An 18,426-nucleotide genomic window follows, 5' to 3' on the forward strand; every position below is an offset into this window, starting at 1 on the left:
CACCACCCTCTTCATGACACGGTTGCTACGAGGGTCTCGTCCGCGCTCCGGCCACCCTCCTGAACCCTGAAATGGTCTCGGTACCACAGGTTTCGAACGGAATCCGTGACGCCTGGGGTCAGACCGACAGAGAGTAGCGGTCCACGTCGGCGCTGGACACGGGATGAGATTCAGTGGGTGCGGCCAGTCGAACCGGCAGGCTGGTCAAGCCATGGATCAGGAGGCTTTTTCGCCACGTCAGATCACTGAATTCCCCGTCGAGCGATAGCTCCGGGAACTTGGCCAGCAGCCGCGAGATCGCGGTGGTGGCCTCCATGCGGGCCAGGGCGGCGCCGAGACAGTGATGGATGCCGTGCCCGAAGGCGATATGGCGGCTCTCGGGTCTTTCGAGGTCGATCCGGTCCGGGGCGGTGAAGCGCGCCGGGTCGCGGTTGGCGGCGGCGAGCGAGATCAGGATGAATTCGCCCGCGTCGATGTGGCTACCGCCCAATGTGATCGGGGCGGTCGTGTAGCGAGCCGTCGCCACGTGCAACGACCCGTGACAGCGCAGGATCTCCTCGATGTAGGCGGGTATCGCTTCGGGTTCGGTGCGCAGCCGCTCGGCCGATGCCGGATCGCGTAGCAGCTCCAGTATCGAGTTGCCGATGAGGTTGACGGTCGTCTCATGCCCGGCTATCAGCAGCAGGAGCAGCATGGCGATGAGTTCGTGGTCGTCCAGGCGGTCTTCGTGGTCTTTCGCGATGATCAGTTGGGAGAGCAGGTCGTCGCGGGGGTCGTCGGTGCGTGTGGCGATCAATTTCGTCAGGTAGGTCAGGTAGCTGACCCCGGCCGCGGAGCGTTCCTCGATCGTGGCCGAGTCGCTGACGACAACGGCGGTCCACGAGCGGAAATCGTCCTTGTCCTCGTCGGGAACTCCGAGTAGTTCACAGATCACCGCGGTCGGTAGCCGGAACGCGTAGCTGTCGATGAGGTCGACGGTCGTTCGCGCGCTGATGTCGTCGAGCAGGGTGTCGGCGATCGAGGTGATTCTCGGCTGGAGATCGCGGATGGCGGGACCGGTGAATGCCTTGGCTACGAGACGGCGCAGCCGGGTGTGCTGTGGCGGATCGGCGAACAACATGTTGTCGCTGATCGCGGTGTTGAACAATTCGGCTGCACCGTTTTTGGCCAGCACAGCCTGCCCCTCGGGCGACCCGATGCGTTTGCTGATGGTCGGCTCCGCGAAGGCCTGTTTGGCTACGTCATGATCGACGATCAACCAGCCGAGTACACCGTCCAATCGAATTCGGTGCAGGGGACCGCGCTTACGCAGCGCCCGGTAGGTCGCGTGCGGATCCTGGTAGAAGTCGTCGGTCAGCTCGAGGATTTCCATTGCGCCGGTCACCGCCGACCATCGGGCGAAAAGGTGGCCGAGCTCGAATCTATGTAGTGCACAGTCCCTCAGTCCTTTCGGCGAACGATCTGATCTTGCGCGCGATGCCGTCCGGAATGAATTGTCAACCAGGAGTGCATCAGCGAGAGGTCGAGCAGTTTCGATCGGGTGAACCAGGAAGCCCCCTCACGGACTAGCCCCGGTTGCTGTGCACTAAACCTCCAACCAGGTGACGCAGCCACGTGCCGGTTCGCGGTGCGAGACGGCGAATGACCGCCGCATGTGAATACATGGTCGGCCATGACATTGCCCGAGATCGCGATCACCGAGTACCCAATGGTGGAAGTGGCGGTGAGCACCTCCGCCGCAGGCTACGTCGAGTTCCCGATTGTCGACACCATCGTCCTCAACGGTTCAGCAGCGCCACGACCATGGTGGCTATCGCTGTGACGGGCGGCGTCAAGGTCATCACCCACAGTCTGATTCGTTCTTCGCGGGACGCGTGTCTGGGGCGTCGGGCTCGAGGCCGGTGGCCCGGGTCCTGTGCGGTCGGTTGGCCGGGGACTCTCGGCTCGTTTGATTCGGCGTTCGCGTTGTCCATGCGAAACCCCCCTTTATGGTGGTCTCTCCACCGCGTCGGGACGGGGTAGCGGGGCAGAACAACTTTCGCCGGCCTTCCCGTCCTATGGGTGCCATTGATCGCTGCTCGCAGGGTGCGACGATCGGCGTCGCACGCCCCACTGAGAAACAAACCTACAGTTGGTTTGTGCCCTTGTCTACAAACTGCTGGCCGGTTTCTGCTCCGGGCCGTAATTATCGATACCTCCGCGGTGGTCGGATGGGTCATTGCCGGTGTCTGCCGTGGTCGGGCACAGCGGAAAGCGCGCCGGTTCCTCTGGGGGGCCACAGGTCCCGGGCGGGAATTGTGGAGTGTCCGCGATGGTGTGCTCGTCGATGGTGCGGGCACCGCCCCGCCTGCCCGGTACGCGGATCGCCCCATGGGGCGAACTCTTTCCGGCGAGGAATGGTTCCGGTGCGTCTACCTGTGGGTTCGGGTGTAGTAAGGTCCCCTGAGGTCCACTTCATGGCGGGCTCACCGGAACCTGACCCTGTGCAACGGTCTCGCGACACGAAGTGCATATGTGCCCGGTTCCGCGCTCGACCAGCGATACTCGCAGTATTCGATCTATATCTGTTGAATCGAAGCGTCACGGTTGCCGACGGTCCGCTGACCAGCAGGGGTGTGTGCTCGAGTCTGCGGCAATGGTGTCTTTCGATCCGACAGCTGCCCGGGATGAACCACTCGCACAAAGGATCGATATGAAGAGCGAAAAGCGCGCCTGGTTCGCGGTTCTGACAGGAACCCTCATAGTTGCCGGCGGAGGGGCGATCACCGCACCGCCCGCATGGACGCAACCGGCGCTTCCGCAGTCGGAACGAGCGGCGGGCGCTATTCTCCGTACCGAGGTGTCGCAACTGTCGGTGGCGGCCCCCGGGTTGCCCGGGACGCTCCCGGCGCGATCCACACGCTTCACCTACGCCAGCAGCGATACCCATGATGCGCCGACCACGGTGGTGGGAACCTATCTGGAGCCGACCGCTCCGTGGACCGGCCCCGGGGAACGCCCGCTGGTGGCATATGCGGGTGGTACCCAGGGGCAGGGCCCCGAGTGCGCGCCCTCCGCGATGGTGTCCCAGGTGATCCGATATCAGCCGCCGGCCGACGTGGTCTTCGAATACGACGTCATCGCGATCTCTCAACTGCTGGCCCGTGGCATGGCGGTGGTGATGACCGACTATCACGATTTCGGCGCACCGGGCGTCCACAACTTCCTCAATCGCAAAACGCAGGGTTACGCGGTGTTGGACTCCGCACGTGCCGCATTGCGGTTGCCCGGCGCCGGCTTCACTCCCGGCTCGCCGGTCGTCCTGTACGGCTACTCCCAGGGCGGGATGGCTTCTGCGGCCGCCGCCGAACTGCAACCGGAGTACGCCCCCGAGCTGAACGTGCGCGGCGCCTATGTGGGCGGGCCGCCGCTGGGTCCCGCGGAATATATCGCGCGCAACGACGGCCTTCCCGGTGTCGCACCGGCCATCGCCTGGATCCTCAACGGCATCGCCGCCGATTATCCCGAAACCCGTCCGGTGCTCGATGCCGTACTCAACGACACCGGTAAGGCGATCCTGCACGATTCGATGGGTAAATGCGGCGGCGGCCTTTCCAGTGCTCTCCGGCAGCAACCGCAGAACACGTCCCGATGGACCACCAGCGGACAGCCGATCACGGCCGTGATCGACAGCACCCCGGAATTGCGGAAGGCATTCGACCAGCAGCGGCTCGGCGGGTCGGCCCCGGCGGTGCCGGTACGTGTCTACTCGGCCAGGCACGATGGGGGAGCCCCGTATCCGGCCGTGCGCGCTATGGCCGCGAGCTGGTGCGGTGGTGGTGCGGCCGTCGAGCTGGCCGCGGACGACGCGGTGCCCCCGATGACCGGCTTCCTGGGCACTCACGATTTGGCCTTTTTCCCCTCAGTGACCACCTCGCAGCAGTGGGTGACCGATCGTCTTGCCAACGTGCCGGCGCCCGTGAACTGCGCGGCCCTGCCATAGTTCACACGGAGTCACCCGATCGAGTAGTTCGGTTGGATGAGCGAGACGGATATGACAACAATCCTCAGACGCGCTGAAGCGCGCGATCGCAAACGCTATCTCTGGATTCTGAGCACCATCGTGCCCGGTTGCGCGTTACTGCCGGCGGAACTGGTGAACCTCACGGGGCTGGAGCTCTTCTGGTGGATCGGTCCGATCCTGGTGCTGGTGGTGATCCCGGTGCTGGACGTCACGGTGGGGTGCGACGGAACCAGTCCGCGAGACGAGGACTACGAGGCACTGTCCAACGATCGTTACTACCGCTGGTGCACGTTCCTCTTCCTGCCGATCCAGTTCATCGGCCTGGTTATCGCGGGCTACATGTGGACCAGTCCCGAACTGGCGCTCATCGACAAACTGGGGCTGACCGCCACGCTGGGAATTGTCTCCGGTGTCGGTATCAATGCGGCCCATGAACTCGGCCATCGGGCCGAACACCTTGAACGGTGGCTGGCAAAGATCGCGCTGGCGCAATCCGGATACGGCCATTTCTTCATCGAGCACAACCGCGGCCATCATGTCCGCGTCGCCACACCCGAAGACCCGGCCAGCGCCCGCTTCGGCGAGTCGCTGTGGGCGTTCATCCCGCGCAGCATCGTGGGCGGTTTCCGCTCGGCACTCACGCTGGAACGGGAACGGCTGTCCCGCAAGGGAAAAAGGTGGTTCTGCCGGGACAACCAATTACTGCAGGCCTGGTCGATGAGCGTCGTGTTGTTCGGTTCGATGATTCTCGTCTTCGGGCCCGGTCTGATTCCCTTCCTGGTGCTGCAGGCCGCGATCGGCATCGGGTTGCTCGAGACCGTGAACTACCTCGAGCACTACGGGTTGCTCCGGGCGCGCCGCGCCGACGGCCGCTACGAGCGGTGCTCACCACGCCACAGCTGGAACAGCGACCGCCTGGTCACCAACGTCTTCCTGCTCCACCTCCAGCGCCACAGCGACCACCACGCGAACCCCGGCCGCCGCTATCAGACGCTGCGCAGCTCCGACGAGGCCCCGCAGCTGCCCTTCGGTTACGCCACCATGCTCTTGATCGCCGCTGTCCCGCCGCTGTGGCGCGCGGTCATGGATCATCGGGTCCTCGACCATTACGGCGGTGACATCACGCTCGTCAACCGGACACCGCGCAGGCGCCCAGCCCGCCCCGCCGAGGTCGTTCCCGGAAGGATCCCAGGGAAGCCAGGGCGTGGCGACCGGCTTCGGGGTACCGGCGCCGGCGGCCGTCGACAGCACGAAGATGCGGTACGCGCCGGCCCGCATCCGCCGGCCGCGTAGCCGCAGCGGCATGATCCGCTGCCCGGTCGGCGTTCGCTGAACAGCGCGAGAGTGGGGACGGGAACCCTCCCGAGCCGACGGGTGCAGGCGGTTCGCCCCCGGTCAGCGGAGTTCGAAGCCTTGGTTATTGCGGGACCAGTCGGCTATCCACACCAGGAATATCGCGGCGTCGAGGATCAGCTGCCGTCCGCCGGCGAGTTCCGTGGGCCGGGCGCGGCCGGCCGGATCGTCGACCACGACCACACTGGTGAACTGGAAGTTCGCCGAGGTCGATGCCGATTGGCCGGCCGCGAGGATCAGTTGGAGTTCGTTGTCGCTGGTCTCGCCGGGCAGGTACCGGCATACCGTGCGGTGGCGCAGCAGGACCTCGAGGGTGGCGTTACCGGTCAACAGCGACGCCGACGTAGCAGCCTTGTTTCTTCGACATTGTTTCCCCGCGTTCGGAATCGGAGCCCCGATCGGCTCTCACGTCTCAGTATTGCGCGTGAACGCGGTGATGTCAGCACAATCGGTGCCGTGCTCGTGCGGCTACGCGCTATCCGAAACCTCTTGCTACCAGGGCAATTCGGCGGGCCGCGCACTTGTCGGTGGGTTCGCTTAAGTTGTTCGGTGTGTTGAGAGACGGGAGGGAATCCGATGGGCTCCGATGATCAGGATCGGGAGCGTTCCTCGGTGGTGCAGCTGCTGCCGGTGGTGGCGCCGCGCAAACTCGCCAAGGTGCCGTTCGTCGAGATGGCCGACGGCCGGTTACAAGGGGTGGTGTCGAGCGGATCGGATATCGCGCGCGTCTACGTGTCGTCGATCTCCGCGCGTGAGCACGGGCTCAGCTGCAGTACCAACAACAACAGGCCATGCGGCGGGCATTCCGGCGGATACGCGTGCAAACATCTTCAGTCGCTGCTGGCCGAAGCGGTCCTGCAATACGGCATCCACCGCGTCGCTCGTTTCCTCGGTGTGGACGTGCCCGAGGACGGCGATATCCTCGCCCGTTTGCACACCTCCGGCGCCTCGACCGAGGCCGCCGTCGTGTTCAGCAGGTTCCTGCGGCATCTGAGCTATCTGGAACAGCCCGGTTCCGCGGCGCCGGTTCCCGAACTGCACTGGTTCCCGGCGGCGGGAGCGCAGGTCTGATGCTCGGAGTACAACTGGCGGAGCTCACCGCTGCCCCGGATACCGGTGTCACCGAGGCGCTGGCGGTCATCGACGGATTCGATGCCGCGCTGGTCGACGGATTCGGCCGGATCGGTGACGACGCCGCGGACGCGCTCGCGGGCCTCGGTGCCGCCGTGGCCGGATCACCGTTGGCCGAGGCGGTCGCCGAGGCCGTCGCCGCGGTCGGTGCAGGATCGATCGAACCCGAAAAGCTCGGTGCGCTGGCCGCCGGGCGTGCTGCCCTGCTGGGCGCGGTGCACGACGCGTTACTCGTCCGGTTCGACCGGGCGGTCGGCCGCGAACGGACGGCTCACGCCGAGACTGCGACACCGGCGGCGCCCGGCGGCGTGATCGCCGGATGCCGAGCCTGGTTGCAGGAACTGGCGATCAACGGGTGGCGCGGGGTCGATCACGACCTCGTGTCCGCCGCGGATCGGACCATCGAAGCGCTGTGGGCCGCACCCGAACTGCGCCGGCTGGCCGTCCTGCTCGACGGGTTCGCCGCCGAACTGCGTGCCTGCGCGCCGATCGCCACGCTGGACCGGATTCCGGCCCGGCGCTGGGCCGACCTGTGGTCGCAGGCACTACTGCTGACCTGGCAGGGCGCGCAGGATATCGACGCGGAGACCGTTTCGGGACGGCTGCTGGTGGTCGGTGTCGATGTGCACGAGCACGGTACGGCGGTGCAGGCGCAGGTCCACGCCGTCCTCGAAACCGGCACCGAGCCCGCCCGCCTGGTGCGGGTGAGCATCGGCGCGGCCAAGGTCGACACCATTGTCGGCCCGGCCGTCTGGCAGGTACTGGGCGAGCATCCGCGCCTGCTGCAGGCGCTGGCCGAACGCCGCACGGTCACCGTGGCGGATATGACGCTCACCGCGGCCGGCGATCTGCTGTGGGTGGACGCGCACGCCGAACTCGGCGATCCGGCCGACCCGTTCACCACCGCCCGTATCCAGCTTCCGAAGGCCATCGCGGCCGCGGTCGCGCCGCTGGACCGCCATCCAGTGCACCTCGGTGAACCGGTGCTGGTGGAGAACTACCGCGTCGAAGACGGTGCCCTGGTTATCGACGGTCACCGCCTGGCCGTCGAACTCGATCGGTTGCCCCGCAGCGGTCCGCTCACCGTCGACCTCGTCACCAAGTCCACGGCCTGCCTGGGCCTGGTGCGCTGGGACGCCGGGCAGTGGCGCCTGCGCCCGCTCGCGATCGAATACGTGTTCCGGAAGGCGGCCACCTCCGCGCACACCGGCGACTGGGCACAGGGCCCGACCGATCCGAAGATCGCCAAAGCGCTGGCCAAATCCGGCGACGCGGTCGTGGTGCTGCGCGAACGCGCGGGGCGGTTGCTGCGAAAATGACCACAGCTCACGAGAAAGCCACGCCGGCGGAACCCGACGTCCGTGCCACCCAGCGGCAGATTCTGTATTGGCGTCTGCTCGCAGGCATTTTCGACCCCGAGCCCCCGCCCACCCTGGACTCGGCCGGCGTCTCGATTCTCGACGACCTCGGACTGCCCGCCGCGCTACTCGACCCGGGTATCGCCGTCGACACGGTCATCCAGCGGTTCCCCGAGCTCGAGGGCGAATTCGATCGGCTCGAAAAACAAGGGGCGGGGCCTCTTCCGGGATCTCCGGTGGCGGATCCCGAATCCGCTGCGGCCGACACCCGCTCCGAACGGGACCTACCCGGCTCCGAGCACGGCGACCCCGAGCCCGCCGCCCGGGACCTCGAGGTCCGCAATGCCGCGTTGATATCGAAGCTGCTGCTCAATGTGTTCGCGACCGGCTCGGGCACGGTCAGCGCCGGACAGCTCGCGAACTGGCAGGCCGACGCCTGTCACCTGCGCGCACTGCTCGGCGGCTTCGACAACGGCGGCGGCACCGAGGTCCAGGCGGCGCTCGGCAAGGTCGAGAGCGAACTGGTCGCCCGGATGCATCTGCGCGAAGTCCTGGCCGACCCGGTGCTCTCGGCTCAGCTCACCCCGAGCATGTCGTTGATCGAACAATTGCTGCGCGACAAGGCGAATCTGTCCGGTGTCGCGCTCGCCAATGCCAAGCGGCTGATCCGCCGCTACGTCGACGAGGTGGCCGAGGTCCTGCGCACCCAGGTGCAGCAGAGTTCGGCCGGCACCGTCGACCGGTCGGTGCCGCCGAAACGGATCCTGCGCAACCTCGATGTGGACCGCACGATCTGGAAGAACCTGACCAACTGGAACCCCGAGGACGAGCGCCTCTACGTGGACCGGTTGTTCTACCGGCAGACCGCGAAGCGGACGGTGCCCGCCCGCATGATCGTGGTGGTCGACCAGTCGGGATCCATGGTCGATTCGATGGTCAACTGCACCATCCTCGCCTCCATTTTCGCCGGCCTGCCGAAGGTCGACGTGCACCTGATCGCTTTCGACACCCGCGCACTGGACCTGACGCCGTGGATCCACGATCCCTTCGAGGTGCTGTTGCGCACCAAACTCGGCGGTGGCAACGACGGGCCGGTCGCGATGGCGATGGCGCAACCCAAGATCGCCGATCCCGCCAACACCGTGATGGTGTGGATCTCGGACTTCTACGAGTTCGGCCGTTCGCAGCCGCTGTTCGAGGGCATCCAGGCGGTGCACCGCAGCGGGGTGAAGTTCATTCCCGTCGGTTCCGTCAACAGCTCCGGCCACCAGAGCGTGAACCCCTGGTTCCGCGAACGGTTCAAGGCGATGGGCACCCCGGTGATCTCCGGCCGCATCCAGAAACTCGTCAACGAACTCAAGAACTTTCTCGACTAGGAGACCTCGTCACCATGACCGACACCACCCTGCGCGCCCCCGCCGAAACCAAATACGCCGAGGAGCTGGACTGGCTGGAATCCATCGACGACGGCCCCAAGCCGTTCGCTTGGCGGCTGAGCCCGAAAATGGTGCGGCTGTTCATCCTCGGTTCCGAACGCGCCGACGGACTCGACCGCACGATCGACCAGAAATGGTTCGGCGACCGCAGTTTCGTCGAACGCAGCATCGTCACCCTGGCTTCCGACCGTGGTCTGCTGCTGATCGGCGATCCCGGCACCGGTAAGAGCTGGCTGGCCGAACTGCTCTCGGCCGCCATCAGCCGCAACTCCACCCTGGTCGTGCAGGGCACCGCGGGGACCACCGAGGACCACATCAAGTACTCATGGAACATCTCGATGGTCATCGCCAAGGGCCAGTCCCGCGCGTCGATGATCCCGTCGCCCATCATGACCGCGATGGAGCACGGCGTGATCGGGCGCTTCGAGGAGCTGACCCGCTCCACCAGCGATGTGCAGGACGCGCTGATCTCGATCCTGTCCGAGAAGTACGTATCCATCCCCGAACTCGATTCCGACAATATCGTGTTCGCCAAACCCGGCTTCTCCATCATCGCCACCGCCAACAGCCGCGACCGCGGTGTGAACGATCTGTCCTCGGCTTTGAAACGGCGTTTCAATTTCGTGCGGATCCCGGTGGTCACCAATAAGCGCAGCGAGGCCGAGATCGTACGCTTCCGGACCGCGGAGCTGTTGCGCCGCCACCGGATCGAGCTCGAACTGCCGCCCACGCTGCTCGATATCCTGCTCGACAGCTTCGCCGATCTGCGTGCCGCGGCCGCCGCGGCCGGCAGCGACGACGAGAAGCTGGAATCGGCGCTGTCGACCGCCGAGCAGATCGGCGTGCTCGAGGACGCCATCCTGCACAGCCAGTTCTTCGGCGACGCCGCGCTGCGCCCGGAGATCCTGGCCGGCTCGCTGGTGGGTTCGCTGGCCCGGCGGGCACCGGAGGATCTGGCCATCCTCAACAAGTTCTGGCACGGCGTGGTCGAGCCGCGCAGCAAGGACCTCGGCGGCGACTGGCAACCCTTCCTGGAGGGCGGCCGTGACGCCCTTGCGAGGCTGTCGTGACACCGTTCGCGCCGCTGCGGGAGCAGCTGAGGACCGCGGCGGCGGAGTTCGCCGGCGGACCGGGGGCGGTCGCGGAGATCCTCACCGGGATGGTCGATGATGTCGACCGGGCCCTGCGCGAGGAGCTGGAGATCTTCCCGGTCTGCCACCATTCCCCGGCGTCCGGCCTGGCGATGGTGCGTCGCCTGCGGGAGAAGCAGCCGCGGGTGATCTACCTCGAACTCTGCGAGGATATGCGCCCGATGCTCGACGAGTTGCGCAACTGCACCCTCCCGGTGGCGGTGCAGGCGTGGGCCGGTGAGGTCGACGGTTTTCCCGCCACCTGGGCCCCGCTGTCGGTGGTCGCGCCGATCACCGAGGCCTCGGCCGAATACCAGGCCATCTCCTACGCGCTGACCACGCCGGGCGTGGAGCTGGTGCTCGTGGACCGCTCCACCGATCACGTCTTCCAGTGGTCGCCCCGGTCCGACGAGCCGGCGAAGGCGGAGCCGGCCGCGGAGCCGGAGGCAGCCGAGCCCACAGGCGAGGAGGCGAAGCTGCACGGGGACGCCGTGGGTATCGAGATCGGTGATCTCCGGCCGCATTTCGCCGAACTCGAGGCGCATCTGCTGCACCACGGCAAGGTGCGGCACTGGTCGGAGTGGTGGGACCAGTATGTCGAGCAGCCGCTGTCGAACGCCGACTACGACACCTACCGGCAGGTCATGGTGCTCATCGGCAGCCTGTTCCGGCGGTTGCGCAGCACCGGCACCGACCGCGACGAGGACCGCGAACGTTATATGTGGACGCGGATGCGCGAACATCTGACGGAGACCGGCACGGATCCGGCGGCATGCCTGTATGTGTGCGGAGCTTTCCACGCCGCGAGCCGGGTCGAGCAGTTCGGCGTGCGCTCGCAAGCTTCGTTCGAGATCAGCCCGCGTACCGGGACCAGCTGGCAGTACGGCCTCATCCCGTCCAGTCATTCGGCCATCGAAACGCAGTTCGGGCTAGCCGCCGGGTCGGTCTCCATCGCGGCAGCCACCTGGTCGAAGGGCTTGAAACGCCACGGTATTCGCCCGTTCTCCCTCGGCGCCCGCTCCGCTGCGGCGAAAAAGAGCGCTGCGAAGAAGGGAGCTGCGAAGGCCGGGCCCGCGCTCGGCCCGGCCCCGGTAGCGGATCAGCTGTCCGGCTTCCTGTCCACGCCGCCTCGGCTGGATACGGTGGACGAAGCGGAACTGCTGGAGTGGTCGGTCGATATCGTGCGCTTGGCCCGGCGCAACGGATACCTCGCCAGTACCGCCGACGCGATCGCGATCTACGAGACCTCGATCCTGTTGGCGGGTATGCGCGATCGGGCCCGTCCCACGCCGTACGACTTCCAGGACGCGGCGATCACCTGTATCGAGAAGGATCGGGTGCCGGGCCGTCGCGATGTCCGCCGGCTCTGCGAGATCCTGCTCGGCGGCGACCGCATCGGCCGAGTCGGCTACGACGCCCTGCCGCCGCTCGCCCGGAATGTCTACGACCGGCTGATCCCGCTCGGCATCGACCCGGACAACACCAGGGTCCAGCGCACCCTGCTCGATCTGGACGCCGACCCGCACCTGCGCCCCGGCTCGGATCTGCTGTGGATGCTGCGCAGACTGCTGCCCGGCGGGGCGGTGCGTCCGATCATGGGGTCCCGCGGGCTCGGTGAGCGCTCGATCCAGGAGAGCTGGGATGTCGCGATCGGCAAATACCAGCGTGACCTGGTGGAGCTGGGCTATGAGGGCGTCACGCTCGAACAGGTCCTCGAACAGCGCCTGCGCCTGGAGGTCAACGGCCCGGAGGCCTCGGCGGCCCGGGCCTTGGCCGCGGTCGAGGACGCGCTGGTCTACCTGGGTTCGGTGCGCCTGGCCGACGAACTGGGCGCCCGCGCGGTGGAGCTGCTCACCGCCGAACGCACCGTCGACGGCGCCCCGGAGGTACTGCGCCGGATCCGTGCGCTGATCGACTACTACCGCTCCACCGAGACCGGCCTGCCGGCGTGGTGCGGCCGCTTCGTCACCGCCGGGTACGCCCACTACTGCACCCTGCTGCCCACCGCGTTCACCGACGATGCCACCGGCGTCCGCCCCGTGGCGGCCATGCTGGGCTTCCTGTTCGGCATGGAGAACCTGGCGCTGTCGCTGGGCTGTGATCACAGCCAGCTCGAGCTGGCTGTGCAGCAGTCGCATCCGGAGTCCCCGGCCAAGGTGGCGCTGCTCTGGGCGACCCGGCTGCAGCTGGGCCTGCTCACCCTCCCGGACCTGCGCGCACGCTGTGACGAGATGCTGGCCAATCCGCTGGTGGTCCCGGCTTTCCCGCAGTATCTGAGCGGGTTCGTCCAGGCGATGGATCCGGTGCCGTCGATCAAAGCGTTCGTGGTCGAACTGCTGTCGAAAGCCTTCGGCCGGCTGCCCGACGCGATCCTGCTGCCGTGGCTGCCCAGCCTGATCACCACCCTGCGTGGTCAGGCCGGCGAACTGATTCCGGCACTGACACGGGAAGCGGGCCGGACCTTCCCCGGCGACCGGGCAGGTATCGAATCCTTCGTGCCCCCGTGGTCGCGGCCCCCGCGGCCGGCCGCCGGTCCCGCACCGGCGGGAGACTCGGGCGGTCCGGCCGCCGAACTGTTGCGCGCGTACCCGGCGGCCTGCGACGCCTTTGCGGCGCTGCTGGGCCACGAGGGGGAATGGCAAGAGCTCCGGGCCGCACCGTACGCGGCGGCGATCGCATTGCTCGACTCCCATCCGCAGACCGCATCCGGCCTGGCGGAACTGCTGTCCGTAACGCGCTGATTCCCTTCCTGTCACCGCCGCGGCGATGCGTCTGATGCGCCCGCACTCGTATGGCAACGCGGACTCCTGACCGGGTTCACATGCGGGGAGCGAGCCGGTAACCCAGCCCGGCCCGTTCACACTGATCTCCCCCGGAGATATCGAGCGTCTCGGCCGTCGGCCCCGGATCAGGAGCTGGGCGGCTCCGATCCGGGGCCGACGCGGGGCCTTCGCCAGGAGTTCTACCGGCGGGTAACATGGCCTCCAGCATGCGACTGTGATCGCCGTCACCTTCGAGGAGGACGCCATGGCAACTGCCGCGAAAGTCGATGCCACCGAGGAACAGGCCCGCCGGCTGGTCGAGGAATCCCGGGAGACCACCTGGGCCAAACCCTCCTTTGCCAAGGAGTTGTTCCTCGGCCGCTACCGGGTGGACCTGATCCATCCGTTCCCCCGGCCCAGCGCGGAAGACACCGCCAAGACCGACGCGTACCTGGCGCGACTCCGGGCCTACTGCGAAACCGTCGACGGCAGCGTGATCGAGGAGCGAGGCCGGATACCGGAGGAGTATGTGCGCGGCCTCGCTGAGCTCGGCGCCTTCGGTCTGAAGATTCCCGAGCACTACGGCGGGCAGGGGCTCTCCCAGGTCGGCTACAACAAGGCGCTGATGCTGATCGCCTCGGCACATCCCAGCCTGGGCGTGCTGCTGTCCGCGCACCAGTCGATCGGTGTGCCCGAACCGCTGAAGCTGGCGGGCACGCCGGAGCAGAAGGACAGGTTCCTGCCGCGCTGTGCGCAGGGTGCGGTGAGTGCCTTCCTGCTCACCGAACCCGATGTCGGCTCGGACCCGGCCCGGATGGCCAGCACCGCGACACCGACAGCCGACGGCGACGCCTACGAGATCGACGGCGTCAAGTTGTGGACCACCAACGGGGTGGTCGCGGAACTGCTGGTGGTGATGGCCCGTGTGCCGAAGAGCGAGGGGCACCGCGGCGGTATTTCCGCATTCGTCGTGGAAGCCGACAGCCCGGGCATCACCGTGGAGCGCCGCAATTCCTTCATGGGCCTGCGCGGTATCGAGAACGGTGTCACCCGGATGTACAAGGTCCGGGTCCCCGCCGAGAACCTGATCGGCCGGGAGGGTGACGGCCTGAAGATCGCGTTCACCACGCTCAATGCCGGCCGGCTCGCGATTCCGGCGATGTGCACGGCGGCGGCCAAATGGTCGCTGAAGATCGCCCGCGAATGGAGTACGGTCCGCGTGCAGTGGGGACGGCCGGTCGGTGAACATGCCGCGGTGGGCGCCAAGATGTCCTATATCGCGGCGACGGCCTATGCCCTGGAAGCGGTGCTCGACCTCTCGGCGACCATGTGCGACGAGAACCGCAACGACATCCGCATCGAGGCGGCACTGGCCAAACTGTGGGCGTCGGAGACGAGTTGCCGGATCGCCGACGAACTCGTGCAGATCCGTGGCGGTCGCGGATACGAGACGGCGGCGTCGCTGCGGGCGCGGGGAGAACGCGCGGTCGGGGCCGAACAGCTGGTGCGCGATCTGCGGATCAACCGGATCTTCGAAGGCTCCAGCGAGATCATGCGACTGCTCATCGCCCGGGAGATGGCCGATGCGCATATGGCCGCCGCCGGAGCACTGGTCGACCGGCATGCGGAGTTCAAGGAGAAAGCGAAGGCGGCGGTCGGCGCCGGCGGCTTCTACGCGAAATGGTTCCCGCAACTGGCCGTCGGTCCGGGCACGGTACCGGCCGGGTTCGGCGAGTTCGGGCCGCTGGCGCCGCATATGCGTTTTGTCGAACGGATGGCGCGCAAACAGGCCCGCGCGCTGATGTACGGGATGGCGCGTTGGCAGGCGAAGCTCGAGTACCGGCAGGTATTCCTGGGGCGCATCGTCGATATCGGCGCGGAGCTGTTCGCGATGTCGGCGGCGTGCGTCCGCGCGCAGGCCGAACGCGATGACGGCACGACCGGCGGGGCAGCCGGCGCGGAACTGGCCGACGTGTTCTGCCGGCAGGCGCGAATTCGCGTACGGGAGTTGTTCGATTCGCTGTGGGACAACACCGACGACGAGGATATGCGCCTGAGCCGCGCGGTGCTCGACGGCCGCTATCAGCACCTGGAGGACGGCATTATCGACACGAGCGAGGGCACGGGTCCGTGGATCGCCGAGTGGCAGGTGGGCCCGTCCACCGAGGAGAACCTGCTCCGCCCGTGGTTCCGGGCAGGCGCACTTCGGTAATCGGTTGCGACAACGACTGACTGGCGCGTGGTCGAACAGCCGGCCCTTCAGGTGCTCGCCCCATTCCTCGGCCACGCAGCGATCCAGGACGCCGGCGAATCGCCATTATGTGGTTCGCCGGCGTCCCTCGGTGTCATCCACCCGGACCGTTCAGCTGCTGCTGGATCCGGTCGAGGGCCGCGCGGATGGCGGCTATCTGGGCATTGAGTTCGGCGATCGTCGCCTCGTCCAGCGGTGGTGGAGCCTGTTCCGGCGGGGGTGCCTGTTCGGCAGGCGGCCCGGGTGGTGGCCGGCCCGGTGGCGGCGGTGCGCCGGGGCTACCGCCGGGTGCGGTGGCCAGGTTGCCGGTGTCGGCGCCGAATACTTGATCCAGTGCCTCACCGAGGGTGGGGGCGTAACCGACTCGGACGCCGGCGGTCGCGGGATCGCGGTAGCTGACGAGCATCCGGGCCAGCTGCGGGAAGGTCGATCCGTTCGGGGTGGTCGAGATTCGTTCGGTGAACAGCGGTTCGACGTAGAGCACACCGCCGTCGGCGATCGGCAGGGTGAGCAGATTGCCGTACTGGATGCGGTTCGAGCGTTCGAGCAGGGTGCGTTCGGACGCCACTCTGGTATCGGAGATCATCGAGTTCTGGATCTGCTGTGGCCCTTGGGTGAGGGTGTCGGTGGGTAGTTGCAGGATGGTGAACCGGCCGTAGTCCGCGGGATCGGAGTCGACCGAGATATAGGCGGACAGGAACTCCCGGTTGAACCCGACCATCGCGCTGGCCAGGCGGAACGATGGTTGCGCGGTGTCCGGATCGCCCATCAGCACGTAGAACGGGGGCTGCTGCGGGTTGGTATCGACGGTCGGATCGCTGGGCACCGACCAGAACGCGTTGGTGGTGAAGAATTCGCGGGGTTCGTCCACATGATATTTGGCCAGCATCTCCCGCTGGATGCTGAACAGATCCTCCGGGTACCGGAAGTGGGCGCGCAGTTCGTCGCTGATCGACTCCTCGGGTTCGACCGTTCCGGGGAACACGCTCATCCACGCGTCCAGGACGGGATCGTGCTGATCGACCTGATAGAGGGTCACTGTGCCGTCGTAGGCGTCGACGGTGGCCTTGATCGAATTGCGCGCGTAGGAGATCTCGTCGAACGGTCCCGCGCCGGGATCGCCGCGATGCGCGAGGGCTTCCAGCGAACTGGACTTGGCATAGGGGTAGCCGTCGATCGTGGTGTAGGCGTCGACGATCCACTTGATCCGGCCGTCCACCACCGCCGGGTACGGGTTGTTGTCGGTGGTCAGCCACGGTGCCACCAGTTCCACGCGGTGCCGGGGGTCGCGATTGAAGATGATCTTCGATTCGGGCCCGATCGCGGTGGAGAAGATGATGTTGCGTTCGGCGTAGGTCGTGGCGAAGGCCATCCGGTTGAACCAGTTCCCGATCGGGACGCCACCGGCACCGTCATAGGTGTATTTGGTGTTGTCGGTGTCGTATTCGCGCGGTTCGCTGCCGCCGCCGACGATGGCGTAGTCCGGGTCCTCCCGGGCGATCACCTCGCCGTAATAGATCCGGGGCTGATCGACGGGGATCACCTGGTTCCCGGTCGACCCGGTGGCGATATCACTGACCGTGTAGATCGGGTATCCGCTGTTGCTGCTCTCGGTATCACCCGTGGCGTCACGTACCGCGGCATTGACGCGGTTGGCGGGTGCGGCGACGAATCCGTTGCCGTGGGTGTAGACAGTGTGCCGATTGACCCAATGCCGCTGGTTGGCGCTCAGCGCGCCGGGGGTCAGTTCCCGGGCCGCGACCACATAGTCCCGCAGTTGCCCGTCGATGGGGTAGCGGTCCAGGTCCAGGTGGTCGGGGAAGCTGTAGAAATTTTTGAGCTGTTGCTGCTGGGTGAAGGTCCGCGAGAGCACGTTCGGGTCGAGCAGGCGGACATTCGCGAGTGTGGTGGTATCGGCCGGGACGTCCGGCGGCGCGCTGGTGCCGATCCCCGGGTAGGGCCGGTATTCGACCCGGTCACCACCGATCGCGTATGCCTGCCGGGTCGCGGCGATATTTCGCTCGATATAGGCGCGCTCCTTGTCGGCGGCATTGGGCCGGACCGAGAGCTGTTCGACGGCCAACGGCCACACCCCGCCCACCAGGATCGACGACAGCAGCAGCATGGCGGCGGCCAGCGCCGGGATGCGCAGGTCACGGACCACGACGGCGGAGAACACGGCCGCGGCACAGATCAGCGCGATCGCGAACAGAATGAGCTTGGCGGGGAGCACGGCATTGATATCGGTGTATCCCGCGCCGGCGAAAGTGGGTTCCCGGCTGTCACCGGCGAGCAGCGCATATCGGTCGAACCAGTACGCGACGGCTTTCGCCAGGACGAACAGTCCGGCGAGGACCGCGAGCTGGACCCGGGCCGGGTGGCTCAGCCCCGGCCGCCGTCCGGACAGCCGGAGGCCACCGAACAGGTAGTGGGTCGCCAGGCTTGCCAGGAAGCCGAGGAAGACCACCGCGAAAAGCCAGCTCAGCAGCAGCCGGTAGAACGGCAGATCGAAGACGAAGAAACCGATGTCGAGCCCGAACTCGGGGTCGCGGATACCGAACGATCCGCCGTTCAGGAACAGCTGGATCGTCGACCAGCGCGACTGTCCGATGAGGCCGCAGACGAGCCCGATCGCGGCGGCGATACCGATTCCGAACCACCGTGGCCGGCGCAGCACCGGCGCGCGATACGGCAGCAGGTAGTCCGGCTGTCCGGCATCGACGACGAGCGGTCGGTACCGGAACGCGAGCCACATCGCCGCGAAAACGACACCACCCGCGAACACGGCGAACACGACGAACAGCGAAAGTCGCGTGAGCAAAACGGTCCGCCAGACGTTGCGAAAGCCGACTTCGCCGAACCACAACCAGCCGGTATAGACACCGACCAGCCGCGAGATGACGATCAGCAGCACGACAACCGCTACCGCGGCGATCAGCAACCGCCGCGCGCTGCGTGGCAACCGCGGTAGGGCCGGACCCTCGCGTGCGCTCATCTCCCAC

The 18,426-nt window shown here is 66.9% G+C and carries 12 protein-coding genes; 9 read left to right on the forward strand and 3 right to left on the reverse strand.

The genetic code is table 11. The features are described 5' to 3' along the window. Positions 1-118 precede the first annotated feature (118 nt). A complete protein-coding gene (locus ACIA75_RS34955; RefSeq protein ID WP_397111360.1) occupies positions 119-1,384 on the reverse strand; it encodes a cytochrome P450 in 1,266 nt (421 codons plus the stop codon). A 288-nt stretch (positions 1,385-1,672) separates the two neighbouring features. Here ACIA75_RS34955 and ACIA75_RS34960 point away from each other — a divergent pair, with 288 nt between their 5' ends. The 3 genes from ACIA75_RS34960 (at position 1,673) to ACIA75_RS34970 (ending at position 5,296) form a co-directional block, all read left to right on the forward strand. Further along, positions 1,673-1,822 carry a hypothetical protein gene (locus tag ACIA75_RS34960; protein ID WP_397111361.1) on the forward strand — a complete coding sequence of 50 codons (150 nt, stop codon included), beginning with the start codon at positions 1,673-1,675 and terminating at the stop codon, positions 1,820-1,822. An 870-nt stretch (positions 1,823-2,692) separates the two neighbouring features. Further along, the gene (locus tag ACIA75_RS34965; RefSeq protein ID WP_397111362.1) at positions 2,693-3,982 is read left to right on the forward strand and encodes a lipase family protein; all 1,290 of its coding nucleotides are present in this window, start codon (positions 2,693-2,695) and stop codon (positions 3,980-3,982) included. Positions 3,983-4,033: 51 nt separating this feature from the next. Beyond that, on the forward strand, positions 4,034-5,296 hold the full coding sequence (locus tag ACIA75_RS34970) for an alkane 1-monooxygenase (protein ID WP_397111363.1): 1,263 nt from the start codon (positions 4,034-4,036) through the stop codon (positions 5,294-5,296). A 102-nt stretch (positions 5,297-5,398) separates the two neighbouring features. Here ACIA75_RS34970 and ACIA75_RS34975 read toward each other — a convergent pair whose 3' ends face one another. Continuing rightward, positions 5,399-5,686 (reverse strand): hypothetical protein, encoded by a 288-nt coding sequence (locus tag ACIA75_RS34975; RefSeq protein WP_397111364.1) that lies wholly within the window; start codon positions 5,684-5,686, stop codon positions 5,399-5,401. Between the two features lie 246 nt (positions 5,687-5,932). On the opposite strand from ACIA75_RS34975, the gene ACIA75_RS34980 reads away from it, so the two are divergent. The 6 genes from ACIA75_RS34980 (at position 5,933) to ACIA75_RS35005 (ending at position 15,385) form a co-directional block, all read left to right on the forward strand. Further along, the gene (locus tag ACIA75_RS34980) at positions 5,933-6,427 is read left to right on the forward strand and encodes a hypothetical protein (RefSeq protein WP_397111365.1); all 495 of its coding nucleotides are present in this window, start codon (positions 5,933-5,935) and stop codon (positions 6,425-6,427) included. Further along, complete coding sequence (locus ACIA75_RS34985; protein WP_397111366.1) at positions 6,427-7,806, forward strand: hypothetical protein; 1,380 nt, start codon at positions 6,427-6,429, stop codon at positions 7,804-7,806. The genes ACIA75_RS34980 and ACIA75_RS34985 overlap by 1 nt, the downstream gene beginning before the upstream one ends. Continuing rightward, positions 7,803-9,221, forward strand: coding sequence for a VWA domain-containing protein (locus tag ACIA75_RS34990; RefSeq protein WP_397111367.1), 1,419 nt, complete (start codon positions 7,803-7,805; stop codon positions 9,219-9,221). The genes ACIA75_RS34985 and ACIA75_RS34990 overlap by 4 nt, the downstream gene beginning before the upstream one ends. Positions 9,222-9,235: 14 nt before the next feature. Then, positions 9,236-10,351 (forward strand): AAA family ATPase, encoded by a 1,116-nt coding sequence (locus ACIA75_RS34995; protein WP_397111368.1) that lies wholly within the window; start codon positions 9,236-9,238, stop codon positions 10,349-10,351. Beyond that, positions 10,348-13,152: a DUF5682 family protein gene (locus ACIA75_RS35000; protein WP_397111369.1), complete on the forward strand. Its 2,805-nt coding sequence runs from the start codon at positions 10,348-10,350 to the stop codon at positions 13,150-13,152. The genes ACIA75_RS34995 and ACIA75_RS35000 overlap by 4 nt, the downstream gene beginning before the upstream one ends. Before the next feature lie 286 nt (positions 13,153-13,438). Then, on the forward strand, positions 13,439-15,385 hold the full coding sequence (locus tag ACIA75_RS35005; protein WP_397111421.1) for an acyl-CoA dehydrogenase family protein: 1,947 nt from the start codon (positions 13,439-13,441) through the stop codon (positions 15,383-15,385). Positions 15,386-15,518: 133 nt separating this feature from the next. On the opposite strand, the gene ACIA75_RS35010 is transcribed toward ACIA75_RS35005, so the two are convergent. Further along, positions 15,519-18,419 carry a UPF0182 family protein gene (locus ACIA75_RS35010; RefSeq protein WP_397111370.1) on the reverse strand — a complete coding sequence of 967 codons (2,901 nt, stop codon included), beginning with the start codon at positions 18,417-18,419 and terminating at the stop codon, positions 15,519-15,521. Between the last annotated feature and the right edge of the window lie 7 nt (positions 18,420-18,426).

This window comes from Nocardia sp. NPDC051750, from assembly GCF_044453135.1.
Lineage (GTDB): Bacteria > Actinomycetota > Actinomycetes > Mycobacteriales > Mycobacteriaceae > Nocardia.